Below are 14,381 nucleotides of genomic sequence, written 5' to 3' on the forward strand. Positions count from 1 at the left end.
GGTCACACTCCCGCCGATCTCCCCGGGCCATCCACCCCACCGCGCCCGCCCCTGCCGGTAGACTGCGACCCGGTTGCCGCCATGGCCTCGCCGTGGACGGTCGCCGTGCCTCCTTAGCTCAGTTGGCCAGAGCACCGCTCTTGTAAAGCGGGGGTCGTCGGTTCGAACCCGACAGGGGGCTCAGTGCGCCACCCCGGATGAGCTGCAGGTTCGGCCTTCTGGGGGCTTGATCACCGGCCTCGGACTCCTGGTCCGAGGCCGTTTGCGTGAGCGATGCGTGAGCGGATGGCGCGGTGGGCTGGGGGTTCGCGGTGGACTGGGCAGCCTTGCGCGGCTTGTTCGCCCGGGGGACGAGCTGCGCTGCGGCCTCGGCGATGGCCCGGTCGACCTGGGGGAGCAGGGTCGTGTACGTGTCTGAGGTGATGCCGATCGAGGAATGGCCGAGCATCTCCTTGATCGTGTGCAGGTCCGCTCCGGCGGCGTGAGCGAGGCTCGCCGCGCCGTGGCGGAGATCGTGCAGGCGGATCGGCGGGAGGCCGGCCTCGTCGGCCAACTCGCGGAAGCGGTCTGTGACGGCGGTGGGGTGCAGCCACTCGCCGCTTTCCTTGGTGAAGACCCGGCCGGTCTCGACCCAGGCGCCGCCCCACTTCTCGCGGTCGGACCGCTGCCGCTCGCGGTGCGCTTCCAGGACGGCCACGGTCTCGGAGTCGAGGGCGATGGTGCGGGCGCCCGCGTCGGTCTTGGGGTCGTCCTCGTAGACCGCCCAGCCGTCCACGACGAGCTGTTTGGCCACCGTGAGGAGTCCGGCCCTCAGGTTGGTGTCGGCCCACCGCTGGCCGCACGCCTCGCCACGCCGGAGCCCGCGGAAGGTGATGAGGTGGAACAGCGCGTAGAGGCGGTCGCCAGCGGCCTGGTCGAGGAAGGCGCCGGTCTGCTCCGGCGTCCAGATCATCACCGAGGACGGCCGCTCGCCGGTGAGCTCCCACTGCTCGATCCGCTCATCCGTCCAGACGAGCGGCTTGGGCCGCTTCGCGGACTCCAACTCGACGTGGGAGGCCGGGTTGAAGGTGATGATCTGCCGCCGGATCGCGGCGTTGAGACCGGCCCTGAGCGTGGAGCGGATCCGCTGGCAGGTCGCTGCGCTGACGGTGCGCCGGAACGGCTCCATCTCGGCGAGGGCGGCCTTGAGAGCCTTGCGCTGCGCGCGGAACTCCCGCCCCTTCCAGGGAATCTGGGCCAGCTCGTCGATGGTGGCCTGCCGCTGGGCGTTCGCCTCGGCGATCTCGATGTTCGCTTCCTCGATGGCCGCGAACATCTCCTCCAGGTGCTGGACTCGGAGGCGGTCGAGCCGGATGTGGCCGATCCGCGGCTTGAGGTGCAGCCGGATGCTGCTCTCGTCGCGGCTGATCGCGGTCTGGCGGCCGCGCTTGCCCGCCAACCACTGATCGAGCCACTCGCCGACCGTCAGCCGGTTCTGGAGGTCCTGGCCGGAGGTGAGTCGGCGCCGGATCTCCTCGACGTCGGGCAGCGGGGCCTTCTCGTGGCCGACCTGCTCCAGGAGGTCGGCTATCTGGGCAAGGCCCTCGGGGTCGTCCGAGTCCGGGATGTGCAGCAGCTCGCGGACCTGGTCGAGATCGGCCTGGGCGGCCTTGCGGGACTCGTAGCCGGAGCGGTTGAAGGCCCGGCGCGAGCCGTCCGGGCGGTTGGGCAGCTCCTGGCGTATCGCGTAGGAGCCGTGCTTGCGGCTGGCGAGCTTGGGGCACGACTTGCCGAGCGGCTTCCCGGTGTCGGAGTCGCGGCAGTAGCAGCGATGGTAGGTGGAGCCCTTCAAGACGGTCCTTCCTATGCACGGTTGGCGGAATTGGCTTCCTCATCGAGGAACGCGAGGTGGCTCGGAAGCGGGGGAGGAGTCAGGTCCCACTCGCGCAGTCGGGCTCGGATCGGCAGGAGCTCCGAGCGGACGGCTTGGACCAACAGCTCGAACTTCGCGTCGGATCCGGGCGGCCAGGTATCTCCTCCGGGGAGGAACTGGAGCTGCCAGGCGTCGTGGTGGCTGGTTCGGAGGTTTTCCTCCTTGCTGGCGTACGTCCGGAACAGGGCCGCGTCGCCGGTCGCGTGATCCACGTCCTCGCCGACGAACCAGCTGAAGGCCGTCCACGGGTCCGAGCGTTCGGAGGGGAGGTACTCCACGCTGCTTCCGCCGAGGGGGAAGACCAGCGCGGCCGGCGGCGTGTCGACCGCTCTGGCGAGCACGATGAGCTCGGGAACGGTCAGGGTCAGCCGCCGTCCTGACTCCCAGTTCGCGATGACGTTGCGGGGGATGGGGTGGCCCAGCTCCTCGCAGGCATCGGCCAGGTCCTGCGCGGTCATGCCCAGCTCCTTCCTGGCCCTGCGGACCTCGGCGATCACGGCTTTCGTGATCCGGGCTGCCCACTCTTCCATCGCTTCTTGTGTCATATCGACACTTTATGGCCGCGCATTCTGTCCCTTGTTCCCGCGACCCGCCGGGGGCGCGCCGACGAACGGAGACAGCTGTGCGAACCGAGACCGTGAACCAGGAGACCTTCGGCATGAGCCGGGCCGAGCTGCTCGTGCTGCCGGCGGCCATCGACCTGGACACTGCGAACCGGGCGATCGGCCTCGGCCGCAGCAAGGGCTACGAGCTGGCGCGCCGGGACGCCTACCCCTGTCGAGTCCTGCGGCTGGGCAAGAAGTACCGCGTCATCACTGCCGATCTGCTTCGCCTGCTGGGCATTGACCCGTCGGTCGAGGGCAGTGTCGGCGACGCCGCGTGACGGTGTTGTGGGCGGGCTGCGCGCACGGCTGTCTGCCGTGGGCGGACTGCCCGCCCGAACAGTGGATCTTCCCCGGAAGCGGTCGTATCGTCGCGGTCGCCAGCAGGTCGCCGCGACCGCAACGCGGCTCCGTTGCCTGCACGTTGAGTCGCAGACGCGGCCAGGCATGCGAAGGCCCCCGGTGCTACGAACACCGAGGGCCGGGCGAAGTCCCCAGATCAGGCGAACCGTTCGAACCGGTGGCGCGCGACTGCCAGGTCGTGCGCCCCAGCGAGGAGCTTCACCATGGACTCTACTTCTCCGCAGTCCATACCGGGAGGCCCGAAGCCTTGGCCTCCCACCGCGATCCCCGGCAGGCCCGGTCAGTACCGCCCGGCGATCGGTCAGAACGCTGAACTGACCGACGAAGCTGACCGGAACTCCGCCGGACTGACCGGGTCACTGACCGCCGTGACCACCGACCAGCCGGTCAGTGACCCGGTCACACCGGTCACTGACGCTGAGCTACCCAAAGCAGTTGGGCAGATTGACCGGCTGACAGCCGAGTCTGCGCTGACCGACCCGGGCGCCCGGTCAGGTGACCCGGTCGCCCCCGCGACGCCAGGTGCGGGCCTGCTGTCCGAACTCCGCTCGGCCATCGCCAGGTACGTCATCCTGCCGTCCGAGCAGGCCCTGGACGCGGTGACGCTGTGGGTGGCCGCCACCCACCTGCAGCCTGCGTGGCAGCACGCCCCGCGGCTGGCGGTGATCGGCCCCGCCAAGCGGTGCGGCAAGTCCCGGCTACTCGACGTGATCACCGAGACCGTCCACGACCCGCTCATCACGGTCAACGCGACCCCGGCGGCCATCTTCCGGTCGATAACCGACAAGCCGCCGACCCTGCTGGTGGACGAGGCTGACACCCTGTTCGGCAGCGTCAAGGCTGCGGAGAAGAACGAGGATCTGCGCGGCCTGCTGAACGCCGGTCACCAGCGCAACCGGCCCACACTGCGGGTGTCCGGGCCCGACCACAAGCCAATGAAGTTCCCCACCTTCGCCATGGCGGCCCTGGCCGGGATCGGTGACCTTCCGGACACGATCATGGACCGGTCGGTGGTCATCCGCATGCGTCGCCGAGCACCGGGCGAGACCGTCGCCTCGTTCCGCACCATTCGGGACACCCCGGGCCTGCACGGCCTGCGAGAGCGCCTCCGCGCTTGGGTGGCACCTCTGGTCGACGTGGCTGGAGAGCTGGAGCCTCCCATGCCCGTCGAAGACCGCGCCGCGGACACCTGGGAGCCGCTGGTGGCGGTCGCCGACCTCGCCGGAGGCGAGTGGCCCGTCCGCGCCCGTGCGGCCTGCCGCGCCATGACCGCGCACGAGTCCGGACAGGACGAGGACGGCGGCCTGAAGAGCAGGATCCTGCTCGACATCCGCCGAGTCTTCGCAGCGGGCGGCAATCCGGACGCCCTGTCTACCGAGCACCTTCTGGCCGCCCTGAAGGCCGACAGTGAGGCCCCGTGGGCCGAATACGGACCCACCGGGCTGAGTGCACGAGGACTGCAGCTCCTGCTCAAGGACTACGGCATCAGCTCGGCGAACATCTGCTTCGACCGCGACACCCAGCGCAAGGGCTTCACCCGCAACAGCTTCCTGGACGCCTGGAACCGCTACTGCCCCGATCCGGCCGAGCAGCCCTCCAGGATCGGCCGCTGACCCTCCACCACCCGTACCACCCGTCCCCGCCCAGCTCAGGGCGGGGACGGGTCACTTCCCCGCAACGAGTCCAGCCGTCCCGTCTCCGCGATCCGTACCAGCCTGACCAGCAACGCGACGGGTGGGACGACTGTGACGGCATCCTGGTGTCCGTCGGAGGACCACAGGCTGAGACCGCACGCGGAGCAAGTTATGGGGTAAGGAGTCCTTGCCCCGAGGTTCTGCTTGGTCGGCGGCGGAGCAGCCGAGCCTGCGGGCCGAGGGCGGCCAGAGTTGCAAGCGGCTCGACGTACTGCACCTGTCCCAGAAGCCCACGCCCGTCGCGCGCCCCGTGCGCTTGTGCGCTCTTCCTGCGCCTCCCTACGCGTCGATACCGTACGCCGCTGTGGCTAATAAGAAGAGAATGAACGGCATTTGGCGCTACTGGGGGCTGATTGCTTTCGTCGTTGCTATGACCGGATGGTTGACCGCTGACTTTGGGCCCCTAGCGATCACAGCTCTGTCTGCTCTGAGCTTCCTGTGGTTTCTCTTCCAAGCACCAGTCCCGTGTGCCGCTCTGAATCGTGGTGAGGCGCAGACCTGCCGCAACAACGGCCGTGGTGTTCTTCGTGGTTGCCACATCAAGCAGCATCAATGGCAGAAGCTGAAGGGACTCGTCGTGCGACGCCGGTGGCGAGAGATCTCGGCGGACCTTTTCCCCAACGCCACTACGAGCCTCGCGAGCCTGGGTGCGATCGTTGCCCTCCTCTCCTCGATCATCGGTGTCGCGAAGTCCCTTACCGGAAAAGGCTGATGTGTCTGCGACAAGCTGAGTCGCACTCCTCAGTCCCACCGAGCGAGTGGGCAGAGCAAGTTGTCGCGTTGGATATCCCAAGGGCTACTCGACGTGGTTCCCTCGACCGGAGGGCCGAGCGCTGGTGATCTCGAAGACTCGCCTCCGCAGGGGCTCCTCAAGGTCGAGGTTGTCGCCCCGGGTGGTGGTCTGCAGGAGTTCGGTGATGACCACGAGTTCCGCGAACCTCCCGGCGGGCGTGTCGAGGATGTGCCCGAGCCGCCGCCGGATGTCGGCAGCGGTGTCGGGCACCAGGAGGCTGTAGGAGTACAGCAGCGCGGCGTCGTAGCCGGCCGGCGCGATGCCCCAGCCTTCCCAGTCGAGGACCGTGAGGGTCGGGCCTGTGAGGTTGGCCCAGTGCAGGTCGCCGTGGGCGGTGGTCCAGGAGGGGGCCTTGGTGTCGATCGGGATGCCGAGGTACTGCGGCATGGCGCGGTCCAGATACTCCTGACGGACCGCCACCCGGTCGCTGGGGACGGCGGCGATGGCGTCGAGGGCTGTGCTGAGTCCGTCCCACCAGGCGTCGTCCAGGTCGGGAGCCTTCCGGAGGATCGGCTCGTGGGTGGTGATGGTGGGAACGGTGACCCTGTCGTACAGCTCGGCCAGGTAACCGTCTTCGTCTTCGGTCCAGGTGTGTCGGCTCCTCAGGCGTGGCCTGGGGACCGTAGGAGGCATGAGGAGCTCTGCCTCCTGCGGTCCCTCCCAGAGCTTGCCGCCGGCCTTCTCGGCCGGGGCGGACAGCAGACGGAGCCAGCCCACGCCGGACGCCGTGGTGACCGGACGGCTGAGGGTGCGTCCGCGCCAGCCCCACGACTCGTGGGAGCCGTTCGGGATCGCGCCGAGCACCGTCGCCGCTGTGGCGTGCGCCTTGCGCATCCGCTCGGCGGTGTTCGGCTCAGGTTCCGAGTACATCAACGACCCTTCGGAGTAAGTCCGGAGACAGCGGCGGTCGGCCGACGGCTTCGACTGCCTGCGTCCAGTGTTCCGGGTTTCCGGTCGACAGGAGCACACGCGTCACCCCAGGGGCAGATGCCACGATGGCGAGAGCCACCTCGGCAGGAGCCCAAATGGGGTTGATCAGCTCGGACAGCTCCGGGGTCACCATGCCGGGGATCTCGCCGCCGTGGAGCGGGGCGGAGGCGAACACCTCCAGCCCCGCTGCCGCCGCATCGACGACCGGTCCGCGTCCGTCGAGAGCCTGAGCGACGGGCGCCAGGTGGACGAGCGAGATCGGGAGCTGGATCGCTCGGAGGTGGTGGTTCGCGCCACCAGCCTTGGTCGCGAGGTCGAGCAGCGTTGGCACGTCGAACACACTGCTGCTGATGCCCCGCCAGGTCGCCACGCCGTAGGAGCTGATGACCTGGTGGTTGCACGCCTCTTCCAGAGCCACGAAAGCGGCATGCAGCCGCGCGGGGACGTCGGCCTCCCCGCAGCCGTGTTCGGGGTTGTGCACGAACACCAGGTCGGGCACGCGGCCGAGCACGCGCTTGCTGCGGGCGAGCTGCCAGGCGATGTAGTTCGGGGCCAGGCAGTGCCCGCGTTCGGCGTCCGCTGCGGTCAGCACGTCGGCCTGCAGGCCGAGTTCCCTGGCGTTGGCTGGGACGAAACCCACCTTCGTGGAGATGCGCAGCCCCGGATAGGCGGCTAGCACCTCGGCGAGGGACGCCTCTGCCCGGCCGTGTTCGTAGTTGGGTGCAGTGTCCACCCAGTCCGCTCCGTGGGACGCGGCCATCAGTGCGGCCTCGGCCACGTCAGGGCAGCGGTAGGTGCCCAGTCCCAGCTGCGCCGTCACCGTGGGCGTCCGATGGCAGCGGCCTGGCCGTCGACCAGCTCCGTCACGACACCAGCCGCCTGAGCGAGGGTGATGCCTGCGGCCTGTGCGAGGTCGGCCAGCCGGTGGGGCTCACCGTCGGTGAGGAGCACGAGCATTGGCTCGGCCTTTGCAGCGAACGTCCACTCCTCTCCGCCGGTGGTCAGGTTGATGGTGTCGTCGGGTAGGGCCATGAGGGCGGGCCGCGTGGTGATCAGGCGCACCTGCAAGTCGGGGTCCGGCGGGGCCGCCGTGATGTGGGGCAGCGACGGCGCGAGCCGGGCGCGCTCGGTGGCATCGCGAGCGGTGCAGAAGCGGGCGATCAGGTCGTCGTTCTCCAGCTCGGCCGCGATGAGCTTGCCGAGCGTGTCCAGGAAGGCGCGTTGCTCCTCGGCGGTTCCGAAGCGCGGGATGTCCGCCCGGACGGCCTCGTGGGCTCGCAGTTTCTCCGACAGCCAGGTGATCAGGTCGGCGCCCGTGGTGCTCTGCAGTCCGCACGTGACGTGGAGCGAGTGCTCACCCTCGGAGGCCGCGACGGCGTGCCACCAGCCCCGAGGTAGGTAGAGCACGTCACCGGCGGTGAGGACCAGGTCGGCGATGGGCTCCTCGGGCGGCGGCTCCGGCGTCTCGACGTCGCGGTGCATCGGTGCCGTGCGGGTGGGCCCGTAGATGCGCCAGCGCTTCGCGCCGTCGAGCTGGACGACGACCACGTCGTGGTCGTCCCAGTGAACACCGAAGCCCTCAGTGCCAGTCCAGGAGGCGTACAGGTTGGCCTGTACACCGATCCGCAGCCAGCGCTCCAGCTGGCCGGCCAGGGCACTGATGCCGGGGTGGAGTTCGTCGACCGCGTCCAGCACCAGCGTGGCGCCCTCGGCGAGACGCTTGTGTAGTTCGGAGGGCTGGAGGCGGTGCCAGACGGTGCTTCGCCGGGTGACGATCGGCTGGGAGTACGTGTGCGCGGGCACCTGCTCGCCGTTGGCGGCGAGGCGGAAGCGCGGGGGTTCGAACCGGTGGTGGGTCAGGATGGCGTTGAGGTCATCCCAGCTCATCAGTCCGGCGAGTGACGCGGCGTGCCCGCGTGCGACCTTGAAGCTGAGGCCGAGCGTCTGGGCGAGGAAGTCATCCCCGCCCAGACGCTCAACCACCGAGAAGCGCTCGGCGGTCATCGTGATGCAGCCGTCAGTCGTTGGTGTCGGTGCGGCCGGTGGAACCGCCGTCGGACGGCTGCTCGCCGCGCGAGCGGGCCGCGGTGACCTTCGCGCGGGCGACCAGCAGGCCGTCGCCCTCCAACTCGGTGCTGGTGGTCATCAGGTTCTCGGGCATGAAGTGCTCCTTCGAGGTCATGGGGCGGGCTGGCTGCCCGGCCCCGTCGTGTGTGCTGCGATGGCTCCCGTTGCCCGGGCAAGCCGTAGCGGGGAACCTCAGGTGCTTACGCCGCAGCGCTGTTGGCGGTGCGGCCACCTGCATCCCTCCCGCCCGAGGTGGGTGGGAGGAAGTCTTGTCAGACGTCGGTCGGCACGACCTCCTGTGCGCTCGGGGCAGCGGCCCTCACCAGCGCAGTGAGGCGCTCGTCCCCTGACACGGCGGCGGTGGTGCCGACCTCGAACCAGACCCGCTTGCCGGCGGGGTCCGGCTCCGCGCCCCAGTCCGTCGCGAGTGCCGCCACGAGGAACAGCCCCCGCCCGTCGGTCGCGTCGAGGTCGATCCCACCGGGAGCCGGCAGCTTGTGGCTGCTGTCCACCACCTCGACGCGCAGCCGCCCACTGCCCCAGGACACGCACACGACGCACGGGGCGTTCGTGTGGGACACGGCGTTGGTGATCAGCTCGCTGGAGAGCAACTCGACGTCCCGGAGCGCGTCCTCCGCCAGCGGCAGGCCCCAGCCGCGCACGGTCCGTATCACCCGCCGCCGTGCGTCCGGTACGGCCTCGACACTGGGTAGTACGCGGAAGCCGAACGGGGTGGGGGCGGTGGGTTGCTGGGTGGCGACGGACATGCGCGCGGACCTTTCACGGGGACGAGGTCGGCATCGGGCCGATTCGCGCCGGGATTCACCCGACAGGGATCTACAGAACCGCCTCCAAAGCTGGTGAACCAGAGCAGAATTGATGCGGCAATGGGGGATCCGTGCTGCAAACCTGGCCATGACCTGGCTTGTTGTGGCTACAGACGAACTGACGTACCACTGGAGGACTCGGGATGGCACCCAGGAGGTCCCAGCTGGTCCAGCGCAGGGAGGCCGTCGGCCACACGCAGGAGTCCCTGGCCGAGGCCCTCCAGGTGGACCGTTCGACCGTTGGGCGCTGGGAGAGCGGTAGAGGTAGTCCGCAGCCCTGGATGCGACCGAGGCTCGCCCGGGCCCTGCGGCTCTCCGTCGACCAGTTGGCGGACCTGCTGGCGCCCTCCGGAAGCACCGAAGCAGTTTCATCTCCGGCTGGTGATGACAATGCCTTGGCTCCCGTGCCTGCTCTGCGCACGGACCACGGCAATGGTCTCGTGGCGGTAGTGGCGGCCGACTCAGCGGAGTCCGCGGTCTTCCTCCGCTTCGCGAGCGCCTCCAATGTAGATGACACGCTGCTGGAGCAGATCGATGCGGACATCGCCAGGCTGGCAGAGGATTACGTCAGCAAGCCCGTAGCCGAGGTCTTCCACGACATCGGGGCTCTCCGGCGAGGGGTGTTCGAGCTATTGCACGGCCGCCAACACCCCTACCAGACAAGTCATCTCTACCTACAGGCCGGGCGTCTCTGTGGCCTGGCCACGCATGTTGCCCTCGACCTCGGTCAGTACACAGCTGCTGCTACGCACTCGCGCACGGCCTGGCGCTGTGCGGAGTCAGCTGGCCACAACGGCCTTCGGGCCTGGATCCGATCCGTCCAGTCCCTTATCGCCTACTGGCAGCAGGACCATCGCCAGGCGGCCGAGCTGGCCAGAGCTGGGCTGCTGTACGCGGACGGAGGGACGATCGCAGCCCGTCTGCTCAGTCTCGAAGCACGGGCCACTGCGGCACTGGGCGACAGTGTGAGCGCGCTCCGAGCGGTAGGGGCAGGCGAGGCAGCGCGGAGCACAGTGGCCGCCGTGGATCTCCCAGGCGTGTTCACGTTCCCCGAGGCAAAGCAGTTCACCTACGCCGGCACGGCCCTCCTTGCCCTGGGTAGCCAGGCTCACGTGAACCGCGCCATCGAGGCGTCTTCCAGGGCCATCGCCATGTACGAGTCCGCACCGCAGCAGGAGCAGTCCTCCGGTGACCTACTGGCCGCCCACCTTGATCTCGTCAACGCCCATCTCGCACACGGCGACCTTGACGGTGTGCAGGAGAAGCTCTCGGTGGTGCTGGCTGCCGCACCGGACCGGCGAACAGCGAGCATCTCCAGCCGCCTTCGGGCGCTAAGCACTCGTCTCGCCGAGCCCGCCTACGCAGGCTCCCCGATCGTCCTGAGTCTCCGTGAGAATGTCAGAGAAGCCTGCTCTCGACCCGCACTCACGAACCCTCCGGAGCTGCCACAGTGACGAGCAACGCCGCACAGCAGGACGCCGCTGTCGCCGACAAGTCCATCCTCGCGAACAGCGCCTACGCTGACGGACGCCACCTGGCCGCCCGCCAGTCCATCTACCGGTGGCAGCAGCCGCAGTACGACCTGCCCGGGATCGTCCTCGAAGAGTTGGCCGGCAGCAGCGGGATCGTCCTCGACGTCGGCTGCGGCAACGGCAAGTTCGTCAGCCGCCTGCACAATGACCGGCCGGACCTTCAGGTCGTCGGGATGGACATCTCGGCGGGCATCCTTGCCGATGTCAAGAAGCCGGTCCTGGTGGCCGATGTCCAGGCCCTGCCCTTCGCCGACGACAGCGCCCATGCCGTGCTGGCCCTGCACATGCTGTACCACGTCAGCGACATTGAGGCCACGATCAAGGAGCTGGCCCGTGTCCTTCGGCCTGGCGGCGCGCTCATCGCCTCGACCAACAGCGACACCGACAAGCAGGAGCTGGACAAGCTTTGGGCCAGGGCCGCAGGAGACGTCCTCGGGATCCCCAAGGGGCCGGCACGGGTCTCCCTCAGCTCCCGTTTCTCCCTGGAGAAGGCTCCCGGGTACCTCGGAACGGCGTTCAAGGACATCCGGGTGCGGGAACTGCCTGGCACCATCGAGATCACCGACGCGGCGCCGATCGTCGCCCACCTTGCCTCCTATGAGGCGTGGGCCGACCAATGCGGTGTTCCGTTCCATGAGACCGTCAGCCGGGCAGCCGATATCGCTGCCGCCACTATCGCGACCGAAGGCTCGTTCAAGATCACATGCATGGGCGGAATTCTAGTATGCCGTTATTAGGAGAGCCGCCCGCCACCGTGCGCGGGTCTATTTCTAGGGGATTAGGATCCCTCCCGTAGCAGAAAATCATTGACGCGCGCCAAATAGATTCTCCGGAGTTCACTCATTTCGAGCTCGCCAAAGAAATCGGCGACCTCGGCTGCGTCTTCGACTGGGATTATTGGGCCAGAGTGGGCCATGCGTTGCGCATACTCCTCAACGACGCTTCTGGGGGCGCAGGCATTCAATTTTCTGAGCGTGTGAGCTGCTGCCCCAGTCAAGCCAGGATCATATTCCTTGGACACCCGGACGGCTAGGCAGAAAGCGCCGTCATGGAAACCCTCTCCCTGGAGGAGGGCCATTATCTCAAGTGGTGCATACGACTGATCGATCGACAGATCACCAATCGTCTCCGACACGCGCCTCAGCAGTGCCCGGCTTGCATCCGTTAGTCCGAGTGACCTCATGTTAAAGGCCAGTGGGTGCGTCTGCATGAGATTTGTCGTGTCGACCTTATCGAGCATTCCCTCCAGTCGCCGTACCCCCTCGCTGAAGATATCTGTATCGTGCATAAGTGCAAGCAGAAGAGCAAAATTCCCAACGCTAATTTCGGTCTCGCAGACATGGCGCGCGACGACCAAGGCAGTTCTCTGGGCCTGATCGGTGGCCGATTCCCGGAGGATTTCGACAAGGAAGAGCGGCTCTGATGGCTCGGTCAAGTCAATGCTTGAGATATTCTGTTCTATCTTAAGTGAATATTCGGCTACCGATTCGAGGTGGCCGTGGCGCTCGAGCAACTCCAGGATGGAGCCCATATCAATTGGCGAAGCGACAGGCAGGGTCGCAATTCTCCTGCTGACCCTTTCTGTGGCGATCCCGCTCCACTCAGGAAAGTCCCTCAGTTCTTGGAGTAGCCATCCGAGGCTACTTGAATCCCATTGATCAAGGCTGTCGATAGCACTGGCAGTCATGCTTTGTACTGCAATTTGATCCGCGCGTGGGTTGCGAAGAAGGGAAGCAAGGGCCACAGGGTCACCGTCCATGGCCATAGGAGCCCAGAGCTGTGCTGCTGTTTCATGCATTCCCCTGTCTTCGGCAGCATGGGCATATGTGGGAATGTAAAACCCATCTTCTGCCGCGAGCACGCCACGCCAAAAGCTTGCAGGCACGGGGATCGAAGACCGGTTCTGTCGGGCATCCTGAAGAAGATAATCGGCCAGCCGATATCGTATACCCGGGCTGTCGTCATCCCGGGAGCGAATTCGGGTAAGTGGCCTGATTGCTCCATGGAGTTGTGTCATCGCGTGATCTAGCGAGGCGCAGAACCATTCGTCTTGAAGTGTTCCCCATTGATCGTCATCCAGGTAGCCCTCGGAAGCGATGCGAAGAAATCCTTCGGTGGTCTCGTTTGAATTTCCTACGACACACCAATCCATCGCAGCAGATAGCATGGCCCAGGCCCCTGGGGCGATTTGCTGGGAGTCTATGAAGAACTCCACAAGGGCTGGGCCGGCTGCGATGTATTGAGTTACCCGATCTCTTGCCGATTTGAGAGCCATTCGGACTCTAGGGTCGCGATTCCCCAGCTCCTCGAGTTCACTGGCCGAGAAGTCTGGGGCTATGTCAATTCTTTGGGCTGCATGCTTTAGGAGCCCTCGGGCCTGGCTATGATCGTCCTCCTCGGGGCCGCGTGCCCGGGTGAGGTCTTGCCAGTAATCGGGCCAAAGCGTCCCTATCGCTACTACTTCATCGTTTCCGGAGAGGAATTCTCTCAATGCGGCAGCAGCTTTTTCTCCGCTTGCGGGGAATAGGTATTCTTGAAGCTCGTTGAGCCAGATTATGGTTCTAGGCTTCAGTTTCCCGGGCTGGAGGCATTTAATCAGGGCCTCTGGCTTATTGGGTGATATGGGATGGTGGAGATACCAATCTTGAGGGAGCTTTCGGATGGCCTCGTAGGCGGCGCGAGTCTTGCCGGTTGAGGATCCACCGACGATCACTATCAAGCGCGGCAAGTCTTCGGCGAGGGCGTTCGCGATTATCTGGTCATGTGCGCGTTCTAGGTATTCAGGTAGATCATTTGAGGATCCGGCCACATTGATCGGGCGGTGAACCTCAAGAGCTATCGGATCGCTCCAGGCTGCCAGTGGACGGCCCACCCAATGGTGCGTTGCATCTTCCTTGGCGGCCGTCGGTGATCGCTTTTCGGCCTGCGCGGCCAGTCGCAGTCGCTCAATTCTTGCTATCTCCTCGATTGCCAGCCCGGCGTTTTTCTGAGAGGCGAATGACGAATTCCCCCAGAGTAGTAATGTTCTGACTAGGACGGCTAGCTCGCGCTTTCTCCCTGGTATGGATTTGCAATTAATCCACTCGCTGATTGATGACGTGTTCAATGGCGAGTGTTTGTCGTGTTCCGCCGCTCGTCGCACGACGGCGTGAAGAGATGGGCCCCCGGCGGACTGGTGCAGCGTCCGCAGTGCGGCAGCCAGCCTGGTCCGGGCGTTGCCAGCCTTATCCAACCGTTCCACCTGACCGTCCCGTCCATGCTGCCCACTGTCCGACTCCGGATACTCCGGACATGCTTCTCACCTGCGGGTTTCCCCGGCCGACCGTCTTGAGCGATCGACGGACACTTCCCAGTCTGGACTACTTCCAGTCGTCAGCGAGCAGGGACGAGGAGTTCGGAGACTAGGGTGAAGCTTCTGACTGGAGTTGTGCAGGCAGCGGATGTGCCGGTTGTCTTGGCGGCGGCGGCGGGCCTTGCGCTGGTTGTGGTTGTCGGTGTCGCACTACCAGCGGTTTGGTCCCGTCACGCGTATCGACGGGCTGCCGCTCGTTCAGTTCTACGGTTGCTGATGGAGGCTCTCTCTCGTCGCCGTCGCTGATATGGGAGAACAACGCAGGGAGGCTCCCGTGTGCGTGAGCGATGCGTGAGCGGACGAGATGGC

12 protein-coding genes, 1 tRNA gene and 2 pseudogenes are annotated in these 14,381 nt (G+C 66.5%); 7 read left to right on the forward strand and 8 right to left on the reverse strand.

The window, feature by feature from the left end:
* Positions 1 to 107 precede the first annotated feature (107 nt).
* Positions 108 to 181, forward strand: a tRNA-Thr gene (locus ABH937_RS07175).
* Positions 182 to 316: 135 nt separating this feature from the next.
* Here the strand turns inward: ABH937_RS07175 and ABH937_RS07180 are convergent.
* Positions 317 to 1,831: pseudogene (locus tag ABH937_RS07180) on the reverse strand (tyrosine-type recombinase/integrase); the annotation flags it as partial.
* An 11-nt stretch (positions 1,832 to 1,842) separates the two neighbouring features.
* Complete coding sequence (locus tag ABH937_RS07185) at positions 1,843 to 2,457, reverse strand: helix-turn-helix transcriptional regulator (protein ID WP_280688311.1); 615 nt, start codon at positions 2,455 to 2,457, stop codon at positions 1,843 to 1,845.
* A 113-nt stretch (positions 2,458 to 2,570) separates the two neighbouring features.
* Between ABH937_RS07185 and ABH937_RS07190 the strand changes: the two genes are divergently transcribed.
* The 3 genes from ABH937_RS07190 (at position 2,571) to ABH937_RS07200 (ending at position 5,283) form a co-directional block, all read left to right on the forward strand.
* On the forward strand, positions 2,571 to 2,795 hold the full coding sequence (locus ABH937_RS07190) for a hypothetical protein (protein ID WP_280688691.1): 225 nt from the start codon (positions 2,571 to 2,573) through the stop codon (positions 2,793 to 2,795).
* Between the two features lie 285 nt (positions 2,796 to 3,080).
* The gene (locus ABH937_RS07195; RefSeq protein ID WP_370145809.1) at positions 3,081 to 4,490 is read left to right on the forward strand and encodes a DUF3631 domain-containing protein; all 1,410 of its coding nucleotides are present in this window, start codon (positions 3,081 to 3,083) and stop codon (positions 4,488 to 4,490) included.
* A 385-nt stretch (positions 4,491 to 4,875) separates the two neighbouring features.
* On the forward strand, positions 4,876 to 5,283 hold the full coding sequence (locus ABH937_RS07200) for a hypothetical protein (protein ID WP_280688309.1): 408 nt from the start codon (positions 4,876 to 4,878) through the stop codon (positions 5,281 to 5,283).
* Positions 5,284 to 5,367: 84 nt separating this feature from the next.
* On the opposite strand, the gene ABH937_RS07205 is transcribed toward ABH937_RS07200, so the two are convergent.
* The 5 genes from ABH937_RS07205 to ABH937_RS07225 all read right to left on the reverse strand — a co-directional run bounded on the left by ABH937_RS07205 (position 5,368) and on the right by ABH937_RS07225 (position 9,128).
* A complete protein-coding gene (locus ABH937_RS07205; RefSeq protein ID WP_280688307.1) occupies positions 5,368 to 6,234 on the reverse strand; it encodes a hypothetical protein in 867 nt (288 codons plus the stop codon).
* A complete protein-coding gene (locus ABH937_RS07210) occupies positions 6,218 to 7,114 on the reverse strand; it encodes an aldo/keto reductase (RefSeq protein WP_280688305.1) in 897 nt (298 codons plus the stop codon). Before ABH937_RS07210 ends, ABH937_RS07205 begins: the two co-directional genes overlap by 17 nt.
* Positions 7,111 to 8,298, reverse strand: coding sequence for a cupin domain-containing protein (locus ABH937_RS07215; protein WP_280688303.1), 1,188 nt, complete (start codon positions 8,296 to 8,298; stop codon positions 7,111 to 7,113). Before ABH937_RS07215 ends, ABH937_RS07210 begins: the two co-directional genes overlap by 4 nt.
* Before the next feature lie 13 nt (positions 8,299 to 8,311).
* Positions 8,312 to 8,455: a hypothetical protein gene (locus ABH937_RS07220; RefSeq protein ID WP_280688301.1), complete on the reverse strand. Its 144-nt coding sequence runs from the start codon at positions 8,453 to 8,455 to the stop codon at positions 8,312 to 8,314.
* A 178-nt stretch (positions 8,456 to 8,633) separates the two neighbouring features.
* Entirely contained in the window at positions 8,634 to 9,128 is a 495-nt protein-coding gene (locus ABH937_RS07225) for an ATP-binding protein (protein ID WP_280688299.1), read from the reverse strand.
* 203 nt (positions 9,129 to 9,331) lie between these two features.
* On the opposite strand from ABH937_RS07225, the pseudogene ABH937_RS07230 reads away from it, so the two are divergent.
* The 3 genes and pseudogenes from ABH937_RS07230 to ABH937_RS07240 all read left to right on the forward strand — a co-directional run.
* A pseudogene (locus ABH937_RS07230) lies at positions 9,332 to 9,514 on the forward strand (helix-turn-helix transcriptional regulator); the annotation flags it as partial.
* A 114-nt stretch (positions 9,515 to 9,628) separates the two neighbouring features.
* Complete coding sequence (locus ABH937_RS07235; RefSeq protein ID WP_280688297.1) at positions 9,629 to 10,642, forward strand: XRE family transcriptional regulator; 1,014 nt, start codon at positions 9,629 to 9,631, stop codon at positions 10,640 to 10,642.
* Positions 10,639 to 11,457, forward strand: coding sequence for a class I SAM-dependent methyltransferase (locus tag ABH937_RS07240; protein WP_280688295.1), 819 nt, complete (start codon positions 10,639 to 10,641; stop codon positions 11,455 to 11,457). The genes ABH937_RS07235 and ABH937_RS07240 overlap by 4 nt, the downstream gene beginning before the upstream one ends.
* 41 nt (positions 11,458 to 11,498) lie before the next feature.
* On the opposite strand, the gene ABH937_RS07245 is transcribed toward ABH937_RS07240, so the two are convergent.
* On the reverse strand, positions 11,499 to 13,826 hold the full coding sequence (locus ABH937_RS07245) for a hypothetical protein (protein ID WP_280688293.1): 2,328 nt from the start codon (positions 13,824 to 13,826) through the stop codon (positions 11,499 to 11,501).
* Positions 13,827 to 14,381: the final 555 nt, after the last annotated feature.

This window comes from Kitasatospora sp. GAS1066B, assembly GCF_041262605.1.
In the GTDB taxonomy this organism is placed as follows: Bacteria; Actinomycetota; Actinomycetes; order Streptomycetales; family Streptomycetaceae; genus Kitasatospora.

Excerpts from the sequence above, each read along its gene's own strand:
- ABH937_RS07185 (WP_280688311.1), bottom strand. The coding sequence starts at position 2,457 with ATGACACAAGAAGCGATGGAAGAGTGGGCAGCCCGGATCACGAAAGCC.
- ABH937_RS07190 (WP_280688691.1), top strand. The coding sequence starts at position 2,571 with ATGAGCCGGGCCGAGCTGCTCGTGCTGCCGGCGGCCATCGACCTGGAC.
- ABH937_RS07215 (WP_280688303.1), bottom strand. The coding sequence starts at position 8,298 with ATGACCGCCGAGCGCTTCTCGGTGGTTGAGCGTCTGGGCGGGGATGAC.
- ABH937_RS07205 (WP_280688307.1), bottom strand. The coding sequence starts at position 6,234 with ATGTACTCGGAACCTGAGCCGAACACCGCCGAGCGGATGCGCAAGGCG.
- ABH937_RS07195 (WP_370145809.1), top strand. The coding sequence starts at position 3,081 with ATGGACTCTACTTCTCCGCAGTCCATACCGGGAGGCCCGAAGCCTTGG.
- ABH937_RS07220 (WP_280688301.1), bottom strand. The coding sequence starts at position 8,455 with ATGCCCGAGAACCTGATGACCACCAGCACCGAGTTGGAGGGCGACGGC.
- ABH937_RS07225 (WP_280688299.1), bottom strand. The coding sequence starts at position 9,128 with ATGTCCGTCGCCACCCAGCAACCCACCGCCCCCACCCCGTTCGGCTTC.